Annotated in this window: 19 protein-coding genes and 2 tRNA genes; 12 read left to right on the forward strand and 9 right to left on the reverse strand. The window is 66.1% G+C overall.

The genetic code is table 11. The features are described from left to right. Positions 1-153 precede the first annotated feature (153 nt). From JHC57_RS05280 to xseA, 3 genes are all read right to left on the reverse strand, one after another. Entirely contained in the window at positions 154-1,077 is a 924-nt protein-coding gene (locus JHC57_RS05280; protein WP_294028959.1) for a M23 family metallopeptidase, read from the reverse strand. Beyond that, positions 1,074-1,286, reverse strand: coding sequence for a DUF2093 domain-containing protein (locus tag JHC57_RS05285; protein ID WP_294028960.1), 213 nt, complete (start codon positions 1,284-1,286; stop codon positions 1,074-1,076). Before JHC57_RS05285 ends, JHC57_RS05280 begins: the two co-directional genes overlap by 4 nt. Before the next feature lie 88 nt (positions 1,287-1,374). Then, a complete protein-coding gene (gene xseA / locus JHC57_RS05290) occupies positions 1,375-2,799 on the reverse strand; it encodes an exodeoxyribonuclease VII large subunit (RefSeq protein WP_294028961.1) in 1,425 nt (474 codons plus the stop codon). Here xseA and purD point away from each other — a divergent pair. Beyond that, the gene (purD, locus tag JHC57_RS05295; protein ID WP_294028962.1) at positions 2,798-4,075 is read left to right on the forward strand and encodes a phosphoribosylamine--glycine ligase; all 1,278 of its coding nucleotides are present in this window, start codon (positions 2,798-2,800) and stop codon (positions 4,073-4,075) included. The genes xseA and purD overlap by 2 nt on opposite strands. A 64-nt stretch (positions 4,076-4,139) precedes the next feature. Further along, complete coding sequence (locus tag JHC57_RS05300; protein WP_294028963.1) at positions 4,140-4,949, forward strand: hypothetical protein; 810 nt, start codon at positions 4,140-4,142, stop codon at positions 4,947-4,949. Between the two features lie 35 nt (positions 4,950-4,984). Here the strand turns inward: JHC57_RS05300 and JHC57_RS05305 are convergent, their stop codons facing one another. Next, positions 4,985-5,470 (reverse strand): NAD(P)H-dependent oxidoreductase, encoded by a 486-nt coding sequence (locus tag JHC57_RS05305; RefSeq protein ID WP_294028964.1) that lies wholly within the window; start codon positions 5,468-5,470, stop codon positions 4,985-4,987. A gap of 62 nt (positions 5,471-5,532) precedes the next feature. Between JHC57_RS05305 and JHC57_RS05310 the strand changes: the two genes are divergently transcribed. The 6 genes from JHC57_RS05310 (at position 5,533) to JHC57_RS05335 (ending at position 11,625) form a co-directional block, all read left to right on the forward strand. Next, positions 5,533-7,497: an alkyl sulfatase dimerization domain-containing protein gene (locus JHC57_RS05310; protein ID WP_294028965.1), complete on the forward strand. Its 1,965-nt coding sequence runs from the start codon at positions 5,533-5,535 to the stop codon at positions 7,495-7,497. 25 nt (positions 7,498-7,522) lie between these two features. Then, a complete protein-coding gene (locus tag JHC57_RS05315) occupies positions 7,523-8,053 on the forward strand; it encodes a PH domain-containing protein (RefSeq protein ID WP_294028966.1) in 531 nt (176 codons plus the stop codon). Then, positions 8,050-9,570 carry a PH domain-containing protein gene (locus JHC57_RS05320; protein ID WP_294028967.1) on the forward strand — a complete coding sequence of 507 codons (1,521 nt, stop codon included), beginning with the start codon at positions 8,050-8,052 and terminating at the stop codon, positions 9,568-9,570. Before JHC57_RS05315 ends, JHC57_RS05320 begins: the two co-directional genes overlap by 4 nt. Then, entirely contained in the window at positions 9,567-11,333 is a 1,767-nt protein-coding gene (gene recJ / locus JHC57_RS05325) for a single-stranded-DNA-specific exonuclease RecJ (RefSeq protein WP_294028968.1), read from the forward strand. The genes JHC57_RS05320 and recJ overlap by 4 nt, the downstream gene beginning before the upstream one ends. 92 nt (positions 11,334-11,425) lie before the next feature. Continuing rightward, positions 11,426-11,501: transfer RNA gene (locus JHC57_RS05330), tRNA-Glu, on the forward strand. A 49-nt stretch (positions 11,502-11,550) separates the two neighbouring features. Then, positions 11,551-11,625 (forward strand) — tRNA-Glu (locus JHC57_RS05335). Positions 11,626-11,707: 82 nt separating this feature from the next. Here JHC57_RS05335 and JHC57_RS05340 read toward each other — a convergent pair. Then, positions 11,708-13,420, reverse strand: coding sequence for an arylsulfatase (locus JHC57_RS05340; protein ID WP_294028969.1), 1,713 nt, complete (start codon positions 13,418-13,420; stop codon positions 11,708-11,710). Positions 13,421-13,658: 238 nt separating this feature from the next. Here JHC57_RS05340 and JHC57_RS05345 point away from each other — a divergent pair, with 238 nt between their 5' ends. Continuing rightward, on the forward strand, positions 13,659-16,484 hold the full coding sequence (locus tag JHC57_RS05345) for a TonB-dependent receptor (RefSeq protein ID WP_294028970.1): 2,826 nt from the start codon (positions 13,659-13,661) through the stop codon (positions 16,482-16,484). A gap of 44 nt (positions 16,485-16,528) precedes the next feature. On the opposite strand, the gene JHC57_RS05350 is transcribed toward JHC57_RS05345, so the two are convergent. Genes JHC57_RS05350 through JHC57_RS05360 form a run of 3 tightly spaced genes read right to left on the reverse strand, consistent with a single transcriptional unit; the run spans position 16,529 to position 21,363 of the window. Further along, on the reverse strand, positions 16,529-18,007 hold the full coding sequence (locus JHC57_RS05350) for a sulfatase-like hydrolase/transferase (protein WP_294028971.1): 1,479 nt from the start codon (positions 18,005-18,007) through the stop codon (positions 16,529-16,531). 15 nt (positions 18,008-18,022) lie between these two features. Continuing rightward, positions 18,023-20,026 (reverse strand): glycoside hydrolase family 2 protein, encoded by a 2,004-nt coding sequence (locus tag JHC57_RS05355; protein ID WP_294028972.1) that lies wholly within the window; start codon positions 20,024-20,026, stop codon positions 18,023-18,025. A 32-nt stretch (positions 20,027-20,058) separates the two neighbouring features. Continuing rightward, positions 20,059-21,363, reverse strand: a complete 1,305-nt coding sequence (locus tag JHC57_RS05360) for an MFS transporter (protein ID WP_294028973.1) — start codon at positions 21,361-21,363, stop codon at positions 20,059-20,061. A 175-nt stretch (positions 21,364-21,538) separates the two neighbouring features. Between JHC57_RS05360 and JHC57_RS05365 the strand changes: the two genes are divergently transcribed. Then, positions 21,539-22,690, forward strand: coding sequence for a cellulase family glycosylhydrolase (locus tag JHC57_RS05365; protein ID WP_294028974.1), 1,152 nt, complete (start codon positions 21,539-21,541; stop codon positions 22,688-22,690). Continuing rightward, positions 22,690-23,625 (forward strand): family 43 glycosylhydrolase, encoded by a 936-nt coding sequence (locus JHC57_RS05370; protein ID WP_294028976.1) that lies wholly within the window; start codon positions 22,690-22,692, stop codon positions 23,623-23,625. Before JHC57_RS05365 ends, JHC57_RS05370 begins: the two co-directional genes overlap by 1 nt. Position 23,626: 1 nt before the next feature. Here the strand turns inward: JHC57_RS05370 and JHC57_RS05375 are convergent, their stop codons facing one another. Next, positions 23,627-24,352, reverse strand: a complete 726-nt coding sequence (locus JHC57_RS05375) for a FadR/GntR family transcriptional regulator (protein ID WP_294028977.1) — start codon at positions 24,350-24,352, stop codon at positions 23,627-23,629. A gap of 143 nt (positions 24,353-24,495) precedes the next feature. Between JHC57_RS05375 and JHC57_RS05380 the strand changes: the two genes are divergently transcribed. Further along, entirely contained in the window at positions 24,496-26,019 is a 1,524-nt protein-coding gene (locus JHC57_RS05380; RefSeq protein ID WP_294028975.1) for a sulfatase-like hydrolase/transferase, read from the forward strand. Positions 26,020-26,105 lie beyond the last annotated feature (86 nt).

Below are 26,105 nucleotides of genomic sequence, written 5' to 3' on the forward strand. Positions count from 1 at the left end.
AGTAAAGCGAATTCCCGGGACAATCGGCGGTTTCGGCGGGCATTGTGACGTATTTGCAACAAACGCGGAAAAGGACGAAATACAATATGCTGCGTCGCGTCATCCGCGACATTTTGTTTCACTGGTTACGAAATATCATCGTGACGGGATGATCTAGCCGCCGATCGGCCCCGCGAGCTTTCCAGGGTCGAGACGCGCGTCGCGCCATTTCAGTCCCCAGTGCAGATGAGGACCCGTCGCCCGCCCGGTACGGCCCACCGTGCCGAGCGGCTGCCCCTGCACGACACGATCGCCCGGCTTCACGTCGAGCCGCTGGCAATGAAGAAAGGCGCTGCTCAGACCCATGCCGTGATCGACGATCAGCAGATTGCCCTCGAGCGTGAAGGGCGCGCTTGCAGCCAGAACGACCACGCCGTCGGCGGGCGCGACAAAGGGCGTTCCGGCGGTCACGGCAACATCGGTGCCGCTGTGATAGCTGCCCGGCTTGCCCTGATAGATGCGCTGCGACCCGAAGAAACCGGACAGCCGTCCCGTCACCGGCCAGCGGAATTTCTGCCGCCAGCCATTGGAATCGACCTGCATGTTCCGCGCGGCGGCAATCTGCGCCAACTCGGCCGGGCGCCGCCGCTCGAAGTCGGCGTCGCTCGATGCGCCGCCACGATAGGGCGCGTTGACATGCTCGAGCCGCCAGTTCCCGGCGGTGACGGCGATCGAGCGCTCGACCGTCCGCCCGTCGACGAGCGTCGCGGCAAGCGTGGCACTTGCTCCGGCATCGCGATCAAAGGCGATCAGGAAGCGGCCGTCGGGGGCAACCGGGACCGCCTTGCCGTCGAAGGTCAGCATGCGCGTGTCGCTCGGGGCCTGCCCGACAATGACCGCACCCTGTTCGGCGCGCCCCGACAGCGTGAAGTCAGGGTGCTCCGGTGCGCGCGGTGGATCGGGTGGCGGTGGCGGCGGCTGAACGGCCGGCTCCGGGTCGGGTCCGGCCGCGATATCGGCCGACGGCACGCAACCGGCAACGACGCCCACAATCGCCAGCCCCGCCGCAAGCAGCAGCCAGAGCCTCGCGAACCTCATGCCTTACGCGCGGCGTCCAGTTCGGCTTTCACCGATATCTCTGCGGTGGCATAGGGCTCTTGCCGCGCGACCGACCAATAGCGCAGCTCGTCGAGCCCGATCGGTACGCCGGTGACCGCGCACAACACATGGTCTCCGGGTGCAAGGACACGAAAACCGTTCGGTCCGTACTGGAGGCGGGCGAGGCGGTTGCGGCTGGCTATCAACATGAGTCTGGGTCCGTTCGGCGGTAAGTCGTTGGCTCCACTATAGCAGCATCGCGCCGCGCGACCAGCCCCCCGGGCCCCGGGAGCAAGCTCAGAAAAGCTCGCCCTGCCCCCGTTTCGGCTCCGCCGAGGGAGGCTTGCGTATCGGTTTCGGCGCCACAGGAGAACCGTCGCCCCCACCGACCGCGACCGGCACCTCGCCGTCGGCGAACTGCAATTGCAGCGATCCGACGGCGCGCGCCTTGGCAGCGGTCGTGACGATTGCTCCGTCGCTGTCGCGCACCATCGCATAGCCGCGCGACAGCAAGGCGCGCGGGTCGAGCGAGGTCAGCAACCGCCCCAGCCCTTCGAGCAACGCCCGGTCGCGATCCCAGCGCCGCGCGAGCAGGGCGGGACGCAGCGCCGCGCCGCGCGTAGCCAGCCGCTCCGAAATCACCGCCAGCCGGTGACGCTGGCTGCGGTCGAGCCGGTCGCCCGCATCGTCGAGCCGCTGGCGTTGCGGCGCATAGAGTGCATCGCGTTTCGGCAGGTGGCGCGCCAATGCGGTCAGCCGTTCGCCCGCCAGCGCCTGATGCCGGTTCGCCGCCCCGATGATCCGGCCGTTCCACGTCGCGAGCTGCGCCTGCAGTTCGGCGCGCACCGGCACCGCCATCTCGGCCGCCGCGGTCGGGGTCGGCGCGCGCACGTCGGCGGCATAGTCGGCAAGTGTCACGTCGGTCTCGTGCCCCACCGCGCTGATCGTCGGGATGCGGCAATCGGCGATCGCGCGCACGACGACCTCCTCGTTGAACGCCCACAGATCCTCGATCGACCCGCCGCCGCGCGCGACGATGACGAGATCGGGGCGTGGCACGGGTCCGCCGGGTTCAATCGCATCGAAACCGCGGATCGCACCAGCGACCTGCGCCGCCGCGCCGTCGCCCTGCACCAGCACCGGCCAGATGATGACATGCGTCGGGCAGCGGTCGGCGAGGCGGTGGAGAATGTCGCGGATCACCGCCCCGGTGGGCGAGGTCACGACGCCGATCGTGCGCGGCAGATAGGGCAGCCGGTCATATTTCCGCTCGCGGTCGAACAGCCCCTCGGCGCCGAGCCGCGCCTTGAGCTTTTCGAACAGGAGCATCAGTGCGCCTTCGCCCGCCACCTCGAGCGTATCGACGACGAGTTGATACTTCGACCGCCCCGGATAGGTGGTGAGCTTGCCGGTCGCGATCACCTCGATCCCGTCCTCGGGCCGGAACGCGAGGCGTCCAGCCTGCCCCTTCCACATCACCATGTCGATCAGCGCATTATCGTCCTTCAGCGCCGCATAGAAATGCCCCGACGCCGCGCGTTTCGCGCCCGACAATTCACCGCGCACGCGTACGCGTGCGAAGCCATCCTCGACCGTGCGCTTGATCGCCGCAGACAATTGGCTGACCGACAAGGCAGGCGCATTGTCGCCGGGCGCCGCCTCGGCTAACAGCCGCGCTTCGGTGCCATCGTCGGACGCCGTATCGGGAAAAGGGACTGACATGAATATCCTGCTGGTCGGATCGGGGGGCCGCGAACATGCGCTCAGCTGGCAGTTGGCACAATCGCCAAGCTGCGCCAAGCTCTATGCCGCACCGGGCAACCCGGGGATCGAGGCGCACGCCGAATGCGTCGCAATCGCCGCCGACGATCTGGACGGCCTGATCGCCTTCGTGAAGGCGCATGCGATCGATTTCGTCGTCGTCGGTCCCGAAGCGCCGCTCGTCGCCGGCCTTGCCGACCGTCTCCGCGAGATCGGCATCCCCGCCTTTGGTCCGGGTGCCGCGGCGGCGCGGCTCGAAGGATCGAAGGGCTTCACCAAGGATCTCTGCGCGCGCGCGTCGATACCGACGGCCGCTTACGTCCGCTGCACCAGCGCCGACGAAGCGCTCGCCGTGCTTGAGGGCTTTTCGATCCCCGTCGTGATCAAGGCCGACGGCCTCGCCGCGGGCAAGGGCGTGATCATCGCTGAAACGCGCGAAGACGCCGAAGCCACGATCGCGGACATGTTCGATGGCGCCTTTGGCGGTGCGGGCGCCGAAGTGGTGATCGAGGAATTCATGACCGGCGAGGAAGCGAGTTTCTTCGCGCTCGCGGACGGCAAGGAGGTCATCGCCTTCGGCAGCGCGCAGGATCACAAGCGCGTCGGCGACGGCGACACGGGCCCGAACACCGGGGGCATGGGCGCCTACAGCCCCGCTCCCGTCCTCACCACCGATCTCGAAATCGCGGTGATGGACCGCATCATCCGGCCGACGGTCGCGACGCTGGCGGCCGAAGGAACGCCCTATGTCGGCGTGCTGTTCGCCGGACTGATGCTGACAAACGAAGGCCCGAAACTGATCGAATATAATTGCCGCTTCGGGGACCCCGAATGCCAGGTACTGATGATGCGCTTCAAGGGCGATTTAGCCGCGCTGCTCCACGCCGCCGCCACCGGAACGATCGCCGCAGCCGAAGCCCCCGCCTTTTCGCACGACTATGCGCTCACCGTCGTTATGGCGGCAAAGGGCTATCCGGGCACGCCCCAAAAGGGCGGCGTGATCCACCGTATCGCCGATGCCGAGGCGGGCGGGGTGCGCGTCTTCCACGCCGGCACCGCGCGCGAGGAACGCGCGATCGTCGCCGCGGGCGGGCGCGTGCTCAACGTCACCGCGACGGGCAAGAGCGTGACCGAAGCACAGACACGCGCCTATGCCGCAGTCGACAAGCTCGATTTCCCGACCGGCTTCTGCCGCCGCGACATCGGCTGGCGCGAGGTCTTGCGTGAAGGGGAGTGACGTTAAGGTAGACCCGGCACACAAGCCCGCATAGGCTGGCGGAAAATCTCAAGCGGAGAAGATCATGACCTGGCTTCAGGAAAACTGGATTATCGCGGTTGTCGGGCTCGTCGTGGCCGTCGTGCTGCTCTGGTGGCTGTTCGGTCGCTCGAAGCCCGAAGAGATCGCGCCCCCGACCGTCGAACCGGCGAAACCCACGAAGCCGCTCGAACCGGCAAAGCCCGAAATCATCGCCGCCGAGCCGGCGCGCTTCAAACCGATCGAACCCAGGCCGCAGCCGGCCGCTCCCGCACCGCCGCCGCCCGCACCCGAACCGGCCGCCAGGGCTCCGGAACCCGCGCCCGCCGCCGAGCCGGCTCCCGAAGCCGCAACCTCGGCGCCCAAGCCGGCAGCGAAGTCCAGAACCGCAGCAAAGCCTGCCACAAGGAAAGCCGCACCCAAGGAGCCGACGGCGAAAACCGCTGCCAAGCCGGCGGCAAAGACGCCAACCAAGGCAGCGGCCAAACCCGTCGCGAAAAAGGCGCCCGCGAAGCCGGCACCGGCCGAAACGGCGGTCATCCCCGAAGAACCGGCCGTACCGCCGCCGTCCGCGGCGAAACCTGCGCCCAAGCCCGCGGCAGCCAAGGCCGACAATCTGCAACTGCTGAAGGGCGTCGGCCCCAAGCTCGTCGTGCTGCTGAACGGCCTCGGCGTCACGGATTTCCGGCAGATCGCCGACTGGACCGACGCCGACATCTCGCGGATCGACCCCCAGCTTGGCGTCTTCCAGGGCCGCATCGCGCGCGACAATATCGTCGACCAGGCAGGCTATCTCGCGCGCGGCGACAAGGCCGGATTCGAGGCGAAATACGGGGCCCTTGGCGGCGAACTCTAGACGCTGTCGCGACCTCGGCCCTTTTTGGCGCTGGTTCAGAATATCCCCGAAGCGAGCCCTTCCGCCAGCGCAGCACCCAGATCGCGGGCCTCGGCGAGGCGGGCTGCGGGAATCGTCTTCGGCGCGAGGATCGCCTCGGGGGTTTGCGCGTCCGTGTTGACGATCACGGGATCGGCGACGCGTTTCAGTCGCCAGCCGGTCGCGATGCGGTCGAGCTGACGCTGGGCGTTTTCGCCGTCCGATCCCGCGCAGATGATCGTCGCATAGGGGCGTCCCTCGAGCCGGCCGAGACACGGATAATAGCAGCGATCGAACATCTCCTTCATCGCGCCCGAGAGCGCGGCGAGATTTTCGGGCCCGACAAACAGATAGCCGCCGGCCGCTTCCAGCATCCGGGGAGTTACAGCGTCCGCCGCGACGAGTTCCGCAGTCCCCGCCCCCTCGGCAGCGGCACGCGCGAGCGCCTCGCTGCCGCCGGTGCGGCTGTGCCAGACGATAAGCAGGTGCGGTGCGTCGGTCATACGGCGATGCTTGCCAAGCACCGGCACGCGGCGCAAGCTGCCCCGAAACATGGGGGAGACAGATGATGCGCCGACTGACCGCCCTGCTGCTCGCCGGCAGCCTGCCCTTTGCCGCGACCGCGCAGGACGCCGCAAGCGACGCGACGCGCACCGCACAGGCCGAAATCGCCAAACGCTTGCCGCTGAGCGATGCGCGCGACGAGGCCAATGTGATGCGCGGCAAGCTCGCCGAGATTCCGGGCGGGGTGATCCAGACGGCAGACGGCAAGACGGTGTGGGACCGGCGTCCGTATGAGTTTCTGAACAGGGCAGAGGCACCCGATACGGTGAACCCGTCGCTGTGGCGGCAGGCACGGCTCGACGCGGTACACGGATTGTTCGAAGTCGCGCCGGGAAAGATCTGGCAAGTGCGCGGTTACGATATTTCGGTGATGACGATCATCCGCGGCAAGACCGGCTGGATCGTCGTCGATCCGCTCTTGTCCGAAGAGGCCGCGGCGGCGAGCTGGAAGCTGTTCGCCGACACGGTCGAGGCGAAATCGGGCAAACGGCCGATTAAGGCAGTCATCTTTTCGCACAGCCACAGCGACCATTTCGGCGGTGTAGGCGGCATCGTGACGCCCGAACAGGCGAAGGCCGAAAAGATACGCGTCATCGCGCCGCACGGCTTTTCGGAGGAAGCGACGTCGGAGAATGTTCTCGCGGGCGGGGCGATGGGGCGCCGTGCGCTCTACATGTTCGGCGCGATCCTGCCGCCGGGCGAGCGGGGTCAGGTCGATACCGGACTCGGACCGAAGCTGTCGTCGGGGACGATCGGCTACATGGAACCGACCGAGACGTTGAGCGACAAGGGCGGGGAATTGACGATCGACGGGCTTGTGTTCGAATTCCTCGACGCGGGCGGCACCGAGGCGCCGTCGGAATTCGTCTTCTACATCCCCGCCTACAAGGCGCTGCACACTACCGAGGTCGTGACGCACACGCTGCACAACGTGCTGACGCTGCGCGGCGCGCAGGTGCGCGATGCGCTGCGCTGGTCGAAGGTGATCGACGCGATGCTGCTGAAATGGGGCGGCAAGGCCGAGGTCGCGATGGCCTCGCACCACTGGCCCACATGGGGTGCGGGCGAGGTGACGTCTCTGCTCGCCAACCAGCGCGACGCCTATCGCTATGTCCACGACCGCACGTTGTTCCTCGCGAACCGGGGCGCCACCTTGCACGAACTCGCCGACCAGACCGCCGAGGCGCCGGTTCAGGCAGGCGATTTTTCGACGCGCGGCTATTATGGCACGCTCAACCACGACATGAAGGCGACCTATCAGCGCTATTTCGGCTGGTGGGACGGCAATCCCGCCAACTTCAACCCGCTGCCGCCCGAACAGTCGGCGCCCAAATATGTCGCGCTCGCGGGTGGGGCCGACAAATTGCTCGCGGCGGGACGCGCGGCACTGGAGGCGGGCGACTATCGCTGGGCGGCCGAACTTCTGAACAAGCTCGTCTTCGCGCAGCCCGACAACAAGGAGGCACGCGCGGCGCTCGCATCGGCCTACGACCAACTTGGCTACCAGGCTGAGTCGGGCGCATGGCGGAACTATTATCTCGCCGGCGCGGCGAGCCTGCGCGGCAATGCGGTCGAGGCGGCGACGAGCAACGGCCAGAGCCGCAGCTTCGTGAGCGCGATCCCGACAGCCGTCTTTTTCGACGCACTCGCGACGCGGTTCGACGCGGCGAAAGGAAGCGCGATCAGGGGTAGCTTCCAGTTCGTCCTGCCCGACAGCAGGGAAAGCGTCGCGGTCGTCGTCGGCGGCGGGGTCGAATTCCCGCGCTACGGTATCACCGACCCCGCACCGACCGCGACCGTGACGATCGACCGCAGGATTCTCGACGAGGCGATGATGGGCCGCGCGCAATTTCCCGCGCTGATCCAGTCGGGCGCAATCCGGATCGACGGCGACCGCATGGCGTTCCTGTCATGGTTCGCGATGCACCCGCCAGCCGACCCGCGCTTCAATGTGGTTGTGCCTTGATGGCCCGAACGACTAACAGAGGGATATGACCGATACCCCCATCGCGCATCCGACCGACCCCTTCGATCCCGACGCCATCAATGCCATCGAGGGACTTAACCCGGTCGACCCCGCCTATACGCAGGTGCTTCGCATCGCGACCGCGCTCAACCTGATCCCGCTCGCTATCGGGGCGAGCGTGTTCGACGCGCTGCTGATCCGGCATATCGACGGACCGTACGGGCTGATCACGGTGGCCGCCTGGCTGATCGCGATCATCGTGATCGTCACCTTTCCGTCGCGGCGCGTGTCGCGCTGGGGCTACCGGATCGGCGAGGGGCAATTGCGCGTCGCGCGCGGCTGGCTGTTCCGCACCGATACGATTGTGCCTTTCGTGCGCGTCCAGCATATCGACGTCGGACAGGGGCCGATCGAGCGCTGGTTCGGCCTGTCGCACCTGATCGTCCATACCTCGGGCACCCACAACAGCACCGTGACGCTGCCCGGGCTGCACAACGACCTCGCCGCCGCCATGCGCGAGACGATCCGCCGCCATATCCAGACCGACTTCGCATGAGCCACGACGCCACGATTCCCGCAACCGGCGCCGAGCCCGACTGGCAGCGGCTGCACCCCGCGACGCTGGCGCTCGCCATCGCCGATCTGGGGCCGCGGTCGCTGCAGTTCCTGCCCGCTGTCGCTGCGCTGGGCTTCACCGGCAACTGGATCTGGATCGTTCCAGCAGTCGGCGCCTTCCTCCTCATCTCGCTGCTCGCTGCCTGGTTCCAGTGGCTGCGCTTCCGTTTCCTTGTCGGCGAAGATGAAATCGTGATCGAAAGCGGTGTCTTTTCGCGCCAGCACCGCACCATCCCGTTCGACCGCATTCAGGACGTCAGCATCGAACAGGGGCTGGTCTCGCGCGCGCTCGGCATCGCCAAGGTCGGATTCGAGACCGGTGCGGGCGGCAAGGAGAATGATGCGAACCTCGATGCGATCGCGCTCGGCGCGGCGCAGGCGCTGCGTACGACGATCCGCGCGCATCGCAGCGGCGAGGCGGTGGCCTCGCCCGCCGCCACGGCCGACGCGGCCCCGGCCGCACCCGCCGCCGAGGACCGGCTGCTCTTCGCGATGGGGCCGCGCCGGCTGCTCGTCGCCGGCCTGTTCAATTTCTCGCTCGCCGCGCTCGCCGTCGTCGGCGCGGCCATGCAGTTTTTCGACAATCTGCTGCCGTTCGACTTCAACATGTTCAACCCGATGGACTGGATCGACCTCGCCGAACGATATGGGCTGGGCGACTGGGTCTATGCGCATCGCTGGATCGCCGGGATCGGCGCCGCGCTGTCGCTGCTGCTGATCGGCTTTGCGAGCGGGATCGCGACGATGGTCTTCGCCAATTGGGATTTCCGCCTGACGCGCGAGCCCCGCGCGCTCCGCCGCACCCGCGGCCTCACGACGCGCACCGACGTCGCGGTGCCCGTCAGGCGCGTTCAGGCAGCGATCCTCGTCACCGGCTGGTTCCGCCGGCGCTTCGGCTGGCACGAGCTTCGCCTGCAAAGTCTCGCGAGCGACGGCGAAAAGGAACGCGATCATCAGGTCGTACCCTTCGGCAAGCTGGGCGAAATCGACCCGGTGCTGGCCGAGGTCGCGATCGCGCGGCCCGATCCCGGCCAGGTCTGGCAACACAGCCACCGGATCGTCGCGCTGGGCCCGGTGATCGGCGCGATATGCGCGACGATCGGCGGCGGGGTCGCGCTGTGGCTCGGCAACGCGGTCGGCTGGCTCGGAATCGGCGCGGCGCCGCTGATCGCACTCATCGCCTTCTGGGCGGCGCGCTTCCATCAATGGGCGGACCTTGGCGAACAGGTCGCGATCCGGCGCGGCTGGTGGAAGCCCAAGACGACGCTGCTGCCGCACGCATCGGTGCAGAGCGTCGACCTCAAGACCGACTTCCTCCAGCGTCCGCTCGGCCTCGCGACGCTCGTCTTCGGCGTACCCGGCGGCAGTTCGCTCGCAAGCCACGAGATACCCGCCATCCCCTTCGGTGCCGCAGACGACCTGCGCACCCGCATCCTCGCCGCAAGGGCGCGGCGATGAGCGAAGCCGCACTCGGTATCACGCGCTCGATCGTCGGCCAGCCATGGCACTGGCGGCGGATGAGCGCCGACACGGGGGCCGAGAATCTCGCGCCCGACGATCTCGTCACGCAGTTGCTGCTCGCGCGCGGCGTGACGCGCGACGAACTCGACCGGCAGCGCACGCCGACCTTGCGCGGTTTCATGCCCGACCCGTCGCTGTTCCGCGACATGGACGCCGCCGCCGCGCGGCTCGCCGACGCGGTCGAGCGCCGGGAAGCGGTGACGATCTTCGGCGACTATGACGTCGACGGCGCGACTTCGGCCGCGCTGCTCGTGCGGCTGCTTCGCGGATTGGGGCTCCCGGTCGGCGCCTATATTCCCGACCGGCTGATGGAAGGCTATGGCCCCTCGGGCGCCGCGCTGGTCAAGATCGGCGAGGCGGGATCGAGGCTTGTCGTCACGGTCGATTGCGGCGCGCAGGCGTTCGACGCGATTTCGGAAGCGAAGGCGGCGGGGGTCGAGGTGATCGTCGTCGACCATCACCAATGCGCGACGACGCTGCCCGAGGCGCTTGCGCTCGTGAACCCGAACCGGCTCGACGAAGAGCCCGATGCCGCGATCCACGGCAATCTCGCCGCGGTCGGCGTCGCCTTCCTGCTCGGCGCCGCGCTGCTCCGGACGCTGCGCGCGCGGGGTTTCTTCGCAGGCCGCGACGAGCCCGCGCTGATCGAACTGCTCGATCTTGTCGCCTTGGGCACGGTCGCCGACGTCGCGCGGCTCACCGGCTTCAACCGCGCGCTGGTGACGCAGGGGCTGAAGGTCATGGCGCGCCGCGGCAATGTCGGGCTTGCGGCGCTGATGGACGCCGCGCGGCTGACCAGGCCGCCGAGCGCGAGCGACATGGGCTTTGCGCTCGGTCCGCGGATCAACGCCGGCGGACGCGTCGGCAAGTCGGACCTCGGCGTGCGGCTGCTCACCACGAGCGATCCGCAGGAAGCGGCCGAAATCGCGCAGGAGCTCAACCGGCTGAACGAGGAGCGCCGCGCGATCGAGGCGGCCGTGCTCGAACAGGCGATCGAGGCGAGCCTGGCATGCGGCAACGCCCCCGTCGCGATCGTCGCGGGCGAGGGCTGGCATCCGGGCGTGATCGGCATCGTCGCCGGGCGTCTGAAGGAACGACTGCACCGCCCGGCGATCGTGATCGCGGTTGACGAGGATGGTGTCGGCAAGGGGTCCGGCCGTTCGATCAGCGGCGTCGACCTTGGGGCCGCGATCCTCGCCGCGAAGGAGACGGGGCTGCTCGTCGCGGGCGGCGGCCACGCGATGGCGGCGGGGCTGACCGTCGCGAAGGACAAGGTCGATGCCTTGGGCGCCTTCCTGAACGATCGTCTCGCGGCCGACGTCGAACGCGCGAGCGGCGACAAGTCGCTGCTGATCGACGCGGTGCTCGCACCGCGCGGGATCAATCCGCTCTGGTGCGATGCGATCGAGAGCGCCGGGCCCTATGGCGCCGGCTGGCCCGCACCGCGCGTCGCGACAGGGCCGGTACGAATCGTCGAATCGGGGATCGTCGGTACCGACCATGTCCGCCTGATCGTGTCGGGTGACGACGGCGCGCGCTTCAAGGCCGTCGCCTTCCGCAGCGCCGAGACCGAGCTGGGACAGGCCTTGCTCCATGCACGCGGACGCAAATTATGGCTCGCCGGACGCGCAAAACGCGACGATTGGGGTAGCCGACCGGCGGCGGAGCTGCATCTGGAGGACGCCGCCTGGGCCGATTGACGGGGCTCGGCGCAATATTTTTGCGCAGGCGTACGTCCCTGTGCTTGACCGCGCCGGAACGCGCGTATAAGGCGCCCGCTCACCGATCAGACGGCCCCTTCGTCTAGCGGTCTAGGACGTCGCCCTTTCACGGCGAAAACACGGGTTCGAGTCCCGTAGGGGTCACCATCGGCAACAGGAGCGGTCGGCTCCATTCCACGAAATTTCCGACCCTCAAGGCCCCTTCGTCTAGCGGTCAGGACGCGGCCCTCTCACGGCTGAAACACGGGTTCGATTCCCGTAGGGGTCACCAGATCCGGGGGCTCACACCCCCCACAGCCTGTCCCCGGAGGCCATCGACAGGCGCGGCCCCCGGGCAGCAGGCCCATCGACACCTAATCGACGCTCGCATGCGGCAATTGCGGTGTCTCGGCGCCGCCCCATATCTGGCGCGCACGCCCTTTGAGGTGCGGGTCATAGGAGTCGCTCCACATGTCCACATAGCTCGCCGCGGCCCACTCGTCCCACTGCCGTGCCATCTTGCGCACGCGGTCGGGCTGGCCGGCGGCAAGGTCGTGCATTTCGGTGCGATCGGTCGCCATGTCGAAGAGCTGCCACGGCTTCTGAAAACCGGCGACAAGCTTCCATTTGCCGTCCCGGACGGCACGGTTGCCTTCATGCTCCCAGAAGATCGGCTTGACGCGCGTCAGCGCCTCGCCATGAAAGGCGGGAACCATCGAGCGGCCCTCCATCGGCAGGATGGCGTGCCCGTTGAAGTTCCGGGGATAGGCGGCGCCGGCGAGTTCGACGAGCGTCGGCATGACGTCGATCAGATGCCCGGGCTCGCGCACGAGCGTTCCGCGCGCCTTCGCGGCGATGCCGCGGGGCCAATGCGCGATCAGCGGCGTCGCGATTCCCCCCTCATAAGTGTGGTGCTTGTAATATTGGAAGGGCGCGTTCTGCAGCGTCGCCCAGTTCATTCCCGTCCAGACCACCGACTGCGCGCTGCCCGGAAGCCCCTCGCCCTTGAGCCGGCCATCGGGCCCGCTTTCAGCAGTGCCGCCATTATCGCTCATCAGCAGGATCAGCGTATTGTCGAGCTCGCCCGATTGCCGCAGCCGATCGACGAGCGTGCCGATCGCGCGATCGACGCGATGGATAACCGCTGCATAGACCGCCATCATCGTGTCGAAACGATCCTTGTCCCCGGCCGACAATTTGTTCCAGTCGTAACTGCCCGGCAACGCGGCAGGCAGCTCGGCGTCGGCGGCGATGATGCCGAGCTTCTTCTGCCGCTCGAACCGCTCGCGCCGGATGACCTCCCAGCCGCGCATGTACCGGCCCTTGAACTTCGCCACATCCCCGGGTGGCGCCATCAGCGGAAAATGCGCGCCGACGAAGGGCATGTAGAGGAAGAAGGGTTTGCGCTGTTCGCGCGCCTCGCCCACGAACTTCGTCTGCCAGTCGACGAACATGTCCGACGAATACCAGTTGCCCTTGCCGACACGCGGCGAGTTCGCCGGGACCCGCTCGCCGTCGATATAGACCGACTGCGCCAGCGGCTGGGGCTGATCGGGATAATAGAGTTCGCCCGAGGGCGAGGTCAGCGACCGGTCGAAACCGCGCTGCCAAGGGCCGACGCCGCGCGAGATACCGAGATGCCATTTGCCCGCCATCGCGGTGAAATAGCCCGCCGATTTCATCACCTCGGCAAGCGTGACGACCCGATCCGAAAGTTTGCTGTGCAGGCCTTTCGAACCCGGCACCTGAACCGATTCGAGGTGCCCCAGCCCCGCCTGATGCGGATAGGTGCCGGTCAGCAGCGACGCGCGCGACGGGCTGCACCGGGCATTATTGTAGAATTGGGTGAAAGCCAGCCCGTCGCGGGCAAGCGCATCGATATTCGGGGTCGGAATCTCGCCGCCGAAGGCGCCCATATCCGAAAAGCCGACATCGTCGAGCAGTATGACGACGACGTTGGGACGAACGGGTTGCGGGCGGGCCGGCGCTTCGGCTGCGGCCGCTGCGGAGGGCAGGATGCCTGCCGCGAGGGTGGCGAGAACACAGCTTGAATGGGTCAGCAGGCGGACGACGCGTTTGATATTCACCGGATTCTCTCCCTCGTTCGAAATCGCGTTATAACCTATATATCATATATATATTGACTTTCTTTATCCGGTTGGTCAACGTCGCGATCGAGGCGTTGACGGGAAGGTACGAACAGCTGCTTGAAGTCAGGGTTTGCGGCCGTGCCCGGCACACCCCGATCTCCTCGCAGCCCCTCTCCTTCTCACCGGCGCCGCAAAGGCAAAAAATGCCTGAATGGGGACGTTGGGAGAGGACAGGATGAAGAAGCAAACAGGCTTTGCGACCGCGGTATCGGTGCTCGCACTCATCGCGAGCGCGCCGGCATGGGGACAATCCACCGACGCCGGGGAAGCTCCCGCAACCGGGACGATCGCCGACGCGCCACAGGGGGCCGACGATGCGATCGTCGTCACCGGCATCCGCCGTTCGCTCGAACGCGCCGCCGACATCAAGCGCGAGTCGGTGCAGGTGGTCGATGCGATCGTCGCGCAGGACATCGGCAAGCTTCCCGACCCGACGACCGCCGCCGCCTTGCAGCGCGTACCCGGCGTCCAAGTGTCGGTGAACCGCAACAACGAACTCGGTGACGTGCGCGTGCGCGGTCTTCCCGACGTGCTCACCACGGTCAACGGCCGCGAGGTGTTTTCGACGATCGGTCGCAACTTCGACCTGCAGGACATGCCCGCCGAGGCGCTCTCGCGCGTCAACGTCTTCAAGTCGCAGACCGCCGAGCTGACCGAGGGCGGCCTTGCCGGGGTGATCGACCTGCAGCTCAACCGCCCGTTCAATTTCAAGGATCCGACCGTCGTTGCTGCCGCCCGCGCCAATTACGGCGACCGCGTCGACAAGATCAATCCGCAGTTCAGCCTGCTCGCGACCGATCGCTGGGATACGGGCATCGGCGAGATCGGCGCGCTGATCAACGGCACCTATTCGAAATCCGACTATTACCGCGCGACGACCGTGCTGTTCCAGCGCCGTAGCACCAACACCGCGCCGTTCAACACGCCGGGTTATGTGATCCCCGGCATCCTGCAGAATTTCCCGCAACAGGGCTTCATCGAACGGCATCAGTTCAACGGCGCGCTGCAATGGCAGGCTTCGCCGTCGCTCGAGGTTTATGCCGAGGGCTTCTACACCTACTTCCGCGACCGGGGCAGCCGCAACGGCGCGAACATCCAGCCCTTTACCACCGGCACGACGATCACCGACGTCACCCCCGGCACCAGCTGCATCAACACCTACGTCCGTTCGAACGGCAACAATCCGGTCATCCAGACCGACGCCGAGGGTGTAAAGTCGTGGACGCTGACCCCGGCGCAACTGGCCAATCCGGTCGAGCTGTGCCAGCCCGAAAGCATGACCTTTGCCAATCTGGTGTCGAACCAGACGACGCAGGCGCGCGACCTCAACCAGCGCAACAAGCAGTTCGCCGGCGGGCTGAAATATGACGAGGGTCGGCTGAATGCGGTGCTCGACGTCGCCTATCAGACGTCGAAATATGAGTTGCAGAACATCACCTCGGACATCGGTCAGCGACTGCCCAGCCTGACCGTGACGATGGATAACGATGGCCACGCCGAATATACGGTTCCGGGCGATGCGCTGCTCAGCCGCGATGGCCTTTATATCCGCAACGCGCTGATCCAGAATTTCACCGAGAACCGCGGCAAGCTGTTCCAGGCGAAGGGCGACGTCGATTATGATCTCGACAGCTTCCTGTCGAATATCGCCGTCGGCGTCCGCTACGCGCACCGTTCGGCCGAGGAGCAATCGGTCAACCTGAACAAGGCGACGCCGGGCGGCAACATCGGCACCGGAAACGATGCGGCGGCGGTGCTGGTTTCGGACACCGGCCTGCCCGACGATTTCCTCGCGCTCGGGTCGCGTGCGCCCGACCTCAACAATGGCTCCCGTTTCTATATTCCCAACCCCGATTTCCTCCTCTCCGAAGATGGGCTCGACGCCGCGCGCGCCTATTTCGGACTGCCCGCGGGGCGGCCCGACTATGATCCCGGGCGCGCATTCGACGCGAAGGAAGACACGCTCGCCGCCTATGTGCAGGGCAAATATGAAGCCGAGCTGTCGAACAGCATCACATTGGATGGCGTCGTCGGCGCGCGCTACATCCGCACCAGCCGCACGATCGGCACCAATGTGCCGGCGGGCGGCGGCACCTTCGACCGGCTGACGGCGAAAACCGTCGATCACGACTGGCTGCCCAACGCAACCGCGCGTTTCCGGGTCGGAGACGATATCCAGATCCGCTTCGGCTACGCCAAGTCGCTGCGTCGCCCCAATTTCGCGTCGCTCAATCCGGCGATTACGCTCAACCAGTCGAACAACCCGCTCGTCCAGAGCACGGGCAATGCCGGCAATCCCGACCTCAAGGCCCAGAAGTCCGAAAGCTTCGACGCGACCTTCGAATATTATTTTCCGAGCGGTTATATCGCGATCGCCGGCTATTACCGCGACATTACCGACCGCGTCATCACCAGCGGCGCGGTCGAGAACATCGACGGCGTCGACTATTCGGTATCGCGCCCGCGCAACGTCGGTCAGGCGACGCTGAAGGGCATCGAGCTCAGCACCCAATATTTCTTCGACTTCCTGCCCGGTGCGCTGTCGGGGCTCGGGGTGCAGGGCGCCTTCACGCTCGCCGATTCCAAGGTCGGGGGCGACGATACGCTCGCGGGTTATCCGCTGCAGGGCGTGTCGAAATATAACTACACCGTCGGTCTTTTGTACGAAAAGAGCGGGGTCAGCGCACGGCTCGTATACACCTATCGCTCGAAATATCTGTCGCTCGACGCGAGCGGCGAGCCCACGCTGCGGCCCATGACCGAAGAGACGATCGCTTCGCTGGAGGTGCCGGCGCTCGTCACCTATGCGCGCGCAGCGGGCCGGCTCGACTTCAACATCGGCTACGACATCACCGACAGGATCCGCGTCGATGTCGGCGGCACCAACATCCTCGGCAGCAACACGTCAACCTATTACAATTATCCGGGATATACGAATATCAACAACGAGATGGCGTATGACGAGACGACTTGGTCGGCCGGCGTCCGCTTCAAATTCTGACGAAAAAGGGGGTGTCCCCGCCGCCTTCGCGCGGCGGGGATATTTCAGCGGGTTCGATACTCGGGAAGCGCCGCCATCCAGGCCTTGAGCTTGCCGAGCAGCCGGTCGCGGACCGCAGGCTCGCTCGCCGCGAGGTCCCTGGCCTCGACGGGATCCTTCGCGAGATCGAAGAGCTGGGGCTTTTCACCGCCCGCTTCCGCGAGAAGTTTCCAGTCGCCTTCGCGGATCGCGAAGGGCGGCGCCTGATCGCGCTCCAGCGCGGGTTGCGGCGGCTCCTTTTCTGCGCCTTCCTTGCCATAGGCCCAATAAAGGTCGGGCCGCTGCGCGATCGCGTGTCCCTCGATCACCGGCGACAGGTCGACACCGTCGATGCCCGCCGGGGTTCGCGCGCCGGCGATACGCGCAAGCGTCGGGAGCAGATCGACGCCCTGCGCCACCGTCCGCTCGTCGCGATGCCCCGCCTTGGCATGGCCGCGCCAGTAGAGGATCAAGGGCTGGCGAATGCCGCCTTCGTAGAGGCTCCATTTGCGGCCGCGCAGATTTTCGGTGCTGCCCGGCGCGACGTTGCCTTCCTTGTAATAGCGCTGCGCCGATGATGGACCGTTGTCGCTGGTGACGATGACGAGCGTATTGTCCATCTCGCCCATCTGGTCGAGCCGCTCGAACAGGCGGCCAAGCGTCTTGTCCATCTTGACCAGCGAAGCGAGCATCCGGTCGTCGTCGGAAGATGTGCCCTTGCCCATGACGTCGGACAGGCTTTCGTCGTCGGGTGCCCAAGGGTCGTGCATGTCGTTGAGCCAGAGGTTCACGAACCACGGCTTGTCCGCATGCTGCGCAACGAAATCGACCGCCATATTCGCATAGAGGCCGGTAAGGTTGGTCTTGAGCTCCCAGAAGCGCGGGCCCTCGCCAAGCTCGTCCGACTGCTGCGCGAGGAAACGCTCCTCGTCGGAAACGAGAACGCGCGGGCCGAGCCCCTCGAAGGTCGTGAAGCTGTGGTCGAAGCCATAGGCGGTCGGCCAGGGCGCATCGCCGATGTCGCGCCCGCCGCCCAGATGCCATTTGCCGATATGCGCGGTTTCATATCCCGCACCCTTCAGCAGCCGCGCAATGTTGGGCAGCTTGGGGTCGAGCCAGTCGGCCTGCCCGATCGCCTTGTTATAAGCGCGGTCGCTGACATAGTTGATGAAGCCGACCTCGGCCGGAAAACGCCCGGTGAGCAACCCCGCGCGCGACGCCGAACAGATCGGCGCCGCGTCGTAGAATTGCGTCATCAGCACGCCTTCACGCGCGAGACGGTCGAGGTTCGGGGTCTGGACCTTTCGGTTCCCCATCACCGACAAGTCACCGAAACCCATGTCGTCGACAAGCACGAACAGGATATTGGGCTTGCCCGCCGCCGTGGTCGGAGCGGGCCTGTCGGCCGCGGGAGCAGCCGCCGTCGTCACGGGCGCCGCAACGCCCATGAGCGCCGCGAACATGGTGGTCGCGGCCCAGCGGGCCATCGCGGTGCGTCGTGCCATCGGTCTTCCCCTTGCCTATTTATCCTCGAACAGCGGCTTGGCGATCTTCGCGAAATCCTCGACCGGCAGCTTCGATGCCGCGCGGTCATAGGTGAGGAGGCCGTTGAGTTCGCCCTCGACGTCGCTCGTTTCGGTATAGACCGATGCCGCGAGCCCCACTTCCTTCGCCTGGCGGATGATCTCGTCGAACTTGATCTTGTAACGGCGGCGATAATCTTCCTTGTCGGTCGCGAACTGATAGATGCGCGCGTCGCGATCGGTGAACCAGAGGTGCCCGGGGATCGGCAGACCCACGCCGCCGAACTCGCCGGTCACGATCGGCCGATCGGCCTGCGGTTCGGGGACCAGCGGCACCTCGTCATAGGTGTGGATGTCATAGACGTCCGACCCGCTGCCGGGCACGTCGAACCAGCCGCTCGCATTGTTCACCAGCCGGCTCGGGTCCATATTCTTGGCGATGGCACCGACGGTCTTCACATCATACTGGCCCCAGCCCTCGTTGTTCGTCACCCACATCACGATCGACGGGAAGGCGCGGAGCGCGCCGATCATCCGCGCCAGCTCGGCCTGATATTGCGCCATGCCGCCCGAGGTGAAGGTCGCCTCGCGGTCGCTGGGTCGCCGCACCGCCTGATCGCCGAACGCGCCCGAGGGCATATCCTGCCAGATCAGGATGCCGAGGCGGTCGGCGTCGTGATAATATTGCGCGGGCTCGACCTTGATATGCTTGCGAAGCATGTTGAAGCCGGCCTTTTTCAGGAAAACGATATCGCTGCGCGCGGCTTCCTCCGAAGGCGGGGTCAGCAGGCTTTCGGGCCACCAACCCTGGTCGAGCGTGCCGTTGTGGAAGAGCGGCTTGTTGTTGAGCAGCAGCGCCATCTTGCCGGTCTTGGGATCGATGCCGGTCGAGATCTTGCGCATGCCGAAATAGCTTTTGACGCTGTCGCTGGGCGCCCCGGTGACCGTCGCGGCGGCATAGGCCTGCGCCTCGCGCCCGGTCATCGGCGGCAACCCGGTGCGATCATTGCCCGCACCCGTTGGCGGCGTCACCTTCACCAGTTCGGCGGTGAGGTCGTAAAGATAGGGATCGTCGGGCGACCAGAGCCGCGCGTTCGGAATCTTGAGCACGCCCTGCCGGTTGCCGCGGATGATCGTGCTCGCGACCAGTTTGCCCTTGTCGCGCGCAGTGATGCGCACGGCATCGCTCGGCGTCGCGGTATTGCTGAGCGCGACATCGACGGTCAGCTCGCCCTTGTCGATATCGGGCACCGCGCGCAGGTCGGCAATGTGGAGGTCGGCGACGGGCTCGAGCCACACCGTCTGCCAGATGCCGCTGACCGCGGTGTACCAGATCCCGCGCGGTTCGAGCGTCTGCTTGCCCCGCGGCTGGTCGCCGGTCGAGGTCGGGTCGGTGACCTGCACGACGAGTTCGTTCGCCCCCGCACGCAGATAGCGGGTGACGTCGAAGCTGAACGGGTCGGAGCCGCCCTTGTGGCTGCCGACGACCACGCCGTTGACGAGCACGGTCGATTCGAAATCGACCGCGCCGAAGTGAAGCAAAGTGCGCTGGCCCGGCCATTTCGCGGGCAGGGTGAAGCTGCGCTTGTACCAGAGCCGGTCGTCGGGCATCAGCTTGCGCGCGACGCCCGACAGCTTCGATTCGACCGCGAAGGGGACGAGGATCTTGCCGTCCATCGCCGCGGGCTGCGGCTCGTTCGCGGGGCGAATCGCGTAATCCCAATGCCCGTTGAGGTTCATCCACGTGTCGCGTTCCATCTGTGGGCGCGGATAGCTGCGCCACGCGTTCTCAGGAGTCACCTTGCGGCCCCACTCGGTCATGATCGGGCCGACATAGGCAGGCCCGCCCTCGGTGCTGCCCGGCGTGGTATAGCCTGCGGTGTTGGCGGTCGAATTGGCGGGCTTCTTGGGCGGCGGCGCGGCGGTCTGCGCATAGGCCGCAACGCTGGCGCTCCCCGCCAAAAGCGCGGCAACCACGAGCAGCTTCGAAACAGACTTCATCGGACCCTCCCAATTTATATGATCAATGTGTTTTATAAAGAGTCGCTGGATGTGGCAACCGGAAATCTGTCGCGACCTGCGCGCGGAATATGGCGTTCGATCAGAAAGATCGCGGTCGCCGAAAAAGCGAGCATCGCGGCGAGGAAGATCATCGGCGCCAGATCGCTGCCCGTCGCATCATGGATTTTCGGTACGATCGCCTGCGCGACGAATCCGCCGAGATTGCCGACCGAATTGATCGCCGCAAAGCCCGCCGCCGCCGCTGCGCCGGTCAGGAAGCGCCCCGGGAGTACCCAGAAAAAGGGCTGGCCGGCAAAGATCGCTGCGGCGGCGATGCATAGCGCGGTGAACTGCAGCGCGGGCGACGGCAGCGCCGCGGCCAGCATCAGGCTGAAGGCGCCGACCAGCGCGGGCCCCACCATGAAGCGCCGCGACCCGGCGCTGCGCGCCGCGAGACGCGGGAGCCACCACAAGGCGGCTGCTACCGCGAGCCAGGGGATGATATTGAGCAGGCCGTTCGTCGCATCGCTCACGCCGAAACCGCGAACGATCGTCGGGAGCCAGTAGCTGAGCCCATAAGCCGAGAGCGGAAAGCCGAGAAAGGCGACGCAGAGCAGCAACACGCGAAGATCGCCAAGCGCGCGCAACGGATTGGCATGTTCGCGCGTGCCGCCCTCTTCGGCGAGGGTTGCCGCGAGCCACGCCTTTTGATCGTCGCTCAACCAGCGCGCCTCGGCCGGCCCCCGCGGCAGGCGCGCGAGCACGACGGGGACGAGCAGCAGCGCCGGGATCGCGGTGACGATGAACACCCACTGCCATCCGCGCAGGCCGGCGGTGCCGTCGAGTTCGAGCAGCAGCCCGCCGAGCGCCGCGCCCACCGCATTTGCGAACGCGCTGGCGATCAGGAACAGCCCGATCGCCCGCGCGCGCTCCGCCTGCGGGAACCACAGGGTGAGCAGATAGAGAACGCCGGGGAAGAAGCCCGCCTCGGCCACCCCGAGCAGGAAGCGGAGGATGTAGAAGCTGGTCGGCGTCCACGCAAAGCCGAGGGCGAGCGTCACAAGACCCCACGCCCCGATGATCCGCGCGAACCACAGCCGCGGGCCGACGCGATCGAGGATCAGGTTGCTGGGAATCTCGAAGAGGCAATAGCCGAGGAAGAACAGCGCCGACCCCAATCCATAGGCGGCTTCGCTGAGGCCGAGGTCGCCGACCATCTGGAGTTTGGCATAAGCGACATTCTGCCGGTCGATATAGGCGACCAGATAGAGCAGGCAGAGAAGCGGCATCAGCCGCCAGGTTATGCGCCGCACCGTCGCCGCGCCGATGTTGTTCATATCCGCCTCTCCCCGTCGCCGAATTGCGGGCCGTCGAGGCGGTTGGCCGCCTTCAAATTAATTATACGATATATATGCTTCCTATCGAGGCGAATCGAATCTATCAAGGTGCATCGGTTGTGACGCGGGGGCGGACCGAACTCCCGCCAGAGACACCAGAAGAGGGAGAAGAGAGATGATCCGCCGGAGCTTCCTGCTCACCGCCGCCGCTTTCACCATCGCTGCCACCGCCGCCCAGCCCGCCATGGCGCGCGAGCAGTGGACGAAGGAACAGGCGAACAAATGGTACGACAAACAGCCGTGGCTGATCGGTGCCAACTATAATCCCGGCTCGGCAGTGAACGAGCTCGAAATGTGGCATGAACCCACCTTCGACCCCGCGACGATCGACAAGGAGCTCGGCTGGGCGGCAGGCATCGGCATGAACACGATGCGCGTCTTCCTGCACAATCTGCTGTGGGAAAACGACCCCGAGGGCACGAAAAAGCGGATGAACGAATTTCTCGCCATCGCCGACAAGCACAAGATCAAGATCATGTTCGTGCTGTTCGACAGCGTATGGGATCCGAATCCGGTCTATGGCCTGCAAAGCCCGCCGATCCCCGGCGTCCACAATTCGCGCTGGGTGCAGGCGCCGGGCGAGGCGCGGCTGAAGGACGCGAGCCAGTACGGCAAGCTCGAAGGCTATGTGAAGGACATCGTCGGCACCTTCGCCAATGATCCGCGCATCATCGCGTGGGACGTGTGGAACGAACCGAACAACAAGGGCGGCGGCAATTACGAGCACATTCCCGACAAGAATAAATATGTCGCGCTGCTGCTGCCGCAGGTCTTCGAATGGGCGCGCAGCGCGAACCCCAGCCAGCCGCTGACCTCCGGTGTCTGGATCGGGCAGGATTGGGACAATCTGGACAAGGTCGATGCGGTCGAGCGGACGCAGCTGACCCAGTCGGACATCAACAGTTTTCACGATTACAGCTGGCCCGAAACGTTCGAAAAGCGCGCGAAGCAGATGCTGAGCTATGGTCGCCCGGTGCTGTGCACGGAATATATGGCGCGCGGCAACGGATCGACCTTCGACGGCTCGCTGCCGCTCGGCAAGAAATATAACATCGGCATGTACAATTGGGGTTTCGCCGACGGCAAGACGCAGACGCGCCTGCCGTGGGACAGCTGGAAAAAGCCCTACACCTATGACGAACCGACGATCTGGTTCCACGAGGTCTTCCGCGCCGACGGCAAGCCCTATCGCCAGGCCGAGGTCGACCTGATCAAGCGCCTTGCCGCCGCGCCCAAGGGCGTGGTCCCGATGGCGAACGCCAAGTGATGCGGCGGCCGGCGCGCCCTGCCCTCCTCTCCATGCTGCTCGTCAGCGTGGCGGCGGTGGCGGCGGAGGCGCCGGCCCCGCTTTCGTTCGACGGCGCCGATCCCGATATCGAGGCGGCGAACGGGCGCTATTATATCTATCCGACCAATTCGGGCGGGACGGGGCAACTGCACGTCTGGACCTCGTCCGACCGGCGCCACTGGCAAAAGGGCGCCGAACTGATCCGGCTCGACCGGATCGGCTGGATCGGCGACGACGGCGCGCCGCGCCATGCGCTGTGGGCCCCCGACATGGTCGCGGCGAACGGTCGTCATTATCTCTATTTCTCGGTCGGCCCGCAAAATCCGACGCCGAGCCGGATCGGGGTCGCGACCTGCGTCGGTCTCGAAGGACCGTGCACCGACAGCGGCAAACCGCTGATCACCGGCGGCAACGGGTTCGAGGCGATCGACCCCGCGGTCTTCGTCGACCCCGCGAGCAAGACACCTTACCTCTATGCTGGCGGCAGTGCGGGCGCGAAGCTGCGTACCTGGGTGCTCAAACCCGACATGGTGACGATCGACCGCGAAATACCGGTCGAAACGCCGCCCCATTTCACCGAAGGCGCGTTCATGCACGAACGCGGCGGGACTTATTATCTGTCCTATTCGTCGGGCAGCTATCGCCACGACAGCTATCAGGTGCATTATGCGACCGCGCCCTCGCCGACCGGCCCATGGACCTGGCGCGGCAAGGTCGTCGAGAGCGACGCGCGCTTCAAGGGCCCCGGCCACCATGCCTTCCTTCACGATCCCGCCGATGGCCGCTGGTATATCGCCTATCACCGCTGGGAAGGACAGACCGGCCCCGGCCCGTACAAGGGCAGCCGCAAATTCACCGTGCAGCCGATCGCCTATCGCGCCGACGGCACAATCGTCCCGCTGGAGATGCGCTAGGCTATTTCTCCGCGTCGTCGATCAGCGTCAGCACATCGCCGATCAGGTGGCGCATCGCACTCCGCGCCGCATCGGGGTCGTGCGCCGCGATCGCGTCGCGAACCGCGGCATGGTCGGCGACGCTCGCGCTGCGCCCCTTGATCCGGTTCGTGAAGCGGATCGAGGTTCTGAGCGCGGTGCTGACGACATCACGAAACTGCGCATAGAACGGATTGTTGGACGCGCGCAGCACGGCGACATGAAAGGCGATGTCGGCCTCCAGCGTATCGTCCTCGCCGCGCTCGGCCGCCGCCATGCGGTCGAGCCCGTCGCCGATGCGTTTCAGTTCCTCCGGCCGCCCGAACTGCGCCGCGAGCGCCGCCGCCTCGGGTTCGATCGCAACGCGGAGCTGGTTGAACTGCTTGAGCAGCTCGATCGAAAATTGCCGCTCGAGCAGCCAGCGCAGCACGTCGGTATCGAACAGGTTCCACGACGACGTCGGCTGCACCACCGTTCCCTGCCGCGGCCGCGCGCTGAGCAATCCCTTGGCGGTCAGCATCTTCACCGCCTCGCGCGTCACCGACCGGCTGACGCCATGGCGCTTGGTCAGTTCGGCCTCGGTCGGGAAGGCTTCTTCGTCGAACTGGCCGGTGACGATCGCGCGCCCGAGACTGTCGAGCAGGCCATAGGTCAGGTTGCGCCCGAGCGAAGCCGGTGCATCGTCATGATCCAGTCCCGATTGTTCCAACGACACGGCGATCGCCTCCTTATGCGCGGCCGCAAACCGGCCCTCACGCCAATGGTAAGCCCAACAGAAAACTAGACAAGCCTAATTAATACGATAAATATACATAATCTGCCGCGGCAAGAGTCCGGAGGCTGGGAGAGAATATGTTCGATCGGCCATCCACCGCCCCGATGTCAGCCGCCTTGAAGCGGCGCGGCCCGCTCGGCGCTCCCGCCAGCTGGCGTTTTTTCGCGACGGCGGCGATGGGTTTGGCGGCGATCGCGACCGTGCCCTCGACGGCGGTCCTGGCGCAGACATCGTCCCGCGCGCCCGAGGCCGCCCGGCAGGCCGAACGCCGGCCCAACATCCTCTTCATCCTCGTCGACGACATGGGCTTCGGCGACCTGTCGGTGATGGGGAACCGGAAGGTGCAGACACCGAACCTCGACCGGCTGGCGAAGGAAGGCGTGCTGCTCACCAAATTCTATGACGCGGCGCCGATCTGTTCCTCTTCGCGCGCCGGTTTCCTCACCGGGCGCTTCCCGGCGGACGTCGGCTTCGTCGGCATCACCGCAGCGCGCGCGCGCAATGCCGAAATCGGGCAGGTCGACTGGCTCGATCCCAAGCTGCCTACGATCGCGCGCCTGCTTCAGCAAAATGGTTACAAGACCGCGCATATCGGGAAATGGCATCTGGGCGGCGGGCGCGACGTCGGCGATGCGCCGTGGCCGACCGCTTATGGCTTCGACAAGAGTTTCACGACCTTCGAGGGGCTCGGCCCGCGCGTGCTCGTCTCGGACGAGGAGCGCTTCCTTGCGCAGCAGTCGGACAAGCTTGGCCAAGGCCCACGCTTCTGGGAACTCAAGACCAACCTTACCGGACTTTACGCCGACATGACGGTCGATTTCGTCGCGCAGAATTCGGACAAGCCGTGGTTCGTGAACCTCTGGCTCAACGACATCCATGATCCCTGGGCACCCGACGACGAAAGCCTCTCGGACGTCATGGGCAAGGGTGCATCGTCCGACGACGACCGGATGCTCGCCTCGCTGGTCAAGATGGACAAGACGCTCGGCCGCCTGATCGACCGCCTCGACCAGATGGGCGAAATGGACAACACGCTGGTCATCTTCACATCAGACAACGGCCCCTCGTCGCTCGCGCGCTATCACGAACGCGGGGAAACCGCGCCCGGGAGCACCGAAGGACTGCGAGGGCGCAAGCTCAGCCTCTACGAAGGCGGCATCCGCCAGCCGCTGATCATGCACTGGCGCGGCCATATGACAGCGGGGACGCGCGACGAGCGGACGGTGGCACAGGGTGTCGACCTGTTGCCGACCTTGGCCAGCATCATCGGCGCGAAAATTCCTGCGGGCAGCGCAGGGATCGATCTGTCGCCGGCGCTGAAGGGGCAGCCCGTCACCGGGCGACCCGACCTGTTCTGGGCTTATGGCAAGGAAGGCCGACCCATGCTGGGCAAGCCGAGCCAGCCCATCGACGTATCGCCGCGCTTCGCGGTGCGCGAGGGCGACTGGAAACTGCTCGCGAACGACGGCGGCGCCGATGTGGAGCTTTATGACCTTGCGCGCGATCCGCTAGAAAAGCGGGATCTGGCGGCAAGCGAGCCCGAAGTGCGCGGACGGTTGCTCGCCAAGCTCAGGAAATGGCTTGCCCAGCTGCCAAAATGAGCGTGCAGCCAATCCGAGCCACCCTGAACGAGATGAATCCCCGACCATGAACGCCGTATCGCGCCGCGCCCCCCCTGCCCCCGCCC

Origin of the sequence: Sphingopyxis sp. (assembly GCF_016463645.1) — a bacterium.
In the GTDB taxonomy this organism is placed as follows: domain Bacteria; phylum Pseudomonadota; class Alphaproteobacteria; order Sphingomonadales; family Sphingomonadaceae; genus Sphingopyxis.

What these genes read in the sequence shown, in the direction of transcription:
- JHC57_RS05280 (WP_294028959.1), bottom strand. Translation starts at nt 1,077, where the DNA reads ATGAGGTTCGCGAGGCTCTGGCTGCTGCTTGCGGCGGGGCTGGCGATT.
- JHC57_RS05285 (WP_294028960.1), bottom strand. Translation starts at nt 1,286, where the DNA reads ATGTTGATAGCCAGCCGCAACCGCCTCGCCCGCCTCCAGTACGGACCG.
- purD (WP_294028962.1), top strand. Translation starts at nt 2,798, where the DNA reads ATGAATATCCTGCTGGTCGGATCGGGGGGCCGCGAACATGCGCTCAGC.
- xseA (WP_294028961.1), bottom strand. Translation starts at nt 2,799, where the DNA reads ATGTCAGTCCCTTTTCCCGATACGGCGTCCGACGATGGCACCGAAGCG.
- JHC57_RS05300 (WP_294028963.1), top strand. Translation starts at nt 4,140, where the DNA reads ATGACCTGGCTTCAGGAAAACTGGATTATCGCGGTTGTCGGGCTCGTC.
- JHC57_RS05305 (WP_294028964.1), bottom strand. Translation starts at nt 5,470, where the DNA reads ATGACCGACGCACCGCACCTGCTTATCGTCTGGCACAGCCGCACCGGC.
- JHC57_RS05310 (WP_294028965.1), top strand. Translation starts at nt 5,533, where the DNA reads ATGATGCGCCGACTGACCGCCCTGCTGCTCGCCGGCAGCCTGCCCTTT.
- JHC57_RS05315 (WP_294028966.1), top strand. Translation starts at nt 7,523, where the DNA reads ATGACCGATACCCCCATCGCGCATCCGACCGACCCCTTCGATCCCGAC.
- JHC57_RS05320 (WP_294028967.1), top strand. Translation starts at nt 8,050, where the DNA reads ATGAGCCACGACGCCACGATTCCCGCAACCGGCGCCGAGCCCGACTGG.
- recJ (WP_294028968.1), top strand. Translation starts at nt 9,567, where the DNA reads ATGAGCGAAGCCGCACTCGGTATCACGCGCTCGATCGTCGGCCAGCCA.
- JHC57_RS05345 (WP_294028970.1), top strand. Translation starts at nt 13,659, where the DNA reads ATGAAGAAGCAAACAGGCTTTGCGACCGCGGTATCGGTGCTCGCACTC.
- JHC57_RS05350 (WP_294028971.1), bottom strand. Translation starts at nt 18,007, where the DNA reads ATGGCACGACGCACCGCGATGGCCCGCTGGGCCGCGACCACCATGTTC.
- JHC57_RS05355 (WP_294028972.1), bottom strand. Translation starts at nt 20,026, where the DNA reads ATGAAGTCTGTTTCGAAGCTGCTCGTGGTTGCCGCGCTTTTGGCGGGG.
- JHC57_RS05360 (WP_294028973.1), bottom strand. Translation starts at nt 21,363, where the DNA reads ATGAACAACATCGGCGCGGCGACGGTGCGGCGCATAACCTGGCGGCTG.
- JHC57_RS05365 (WP_294028974.1), top strand. Translation starts at nt 21,539, where the DNA reads ATGATCCGCCGGAGCTTCCTGCTCACCGCCGCCGCTTTCACCATCGCT.
- JHC57_RS05370 (WP_294028976.1), top strand. Translation starts at nt 22,690, where the DNA reads ATGCGGCGGCCGGCGCGCCCTGCCCTCCTCTCCATGCTGCTCGTCAGC.
- JHC57_RS05380 (WP_294028975.1), top strand. Translation starts at nt 24,496, where the DNA reads ATGTTCGATCGGCCATCCACCGCCCCGATGTCAGCCGCCTTGAAGCGG.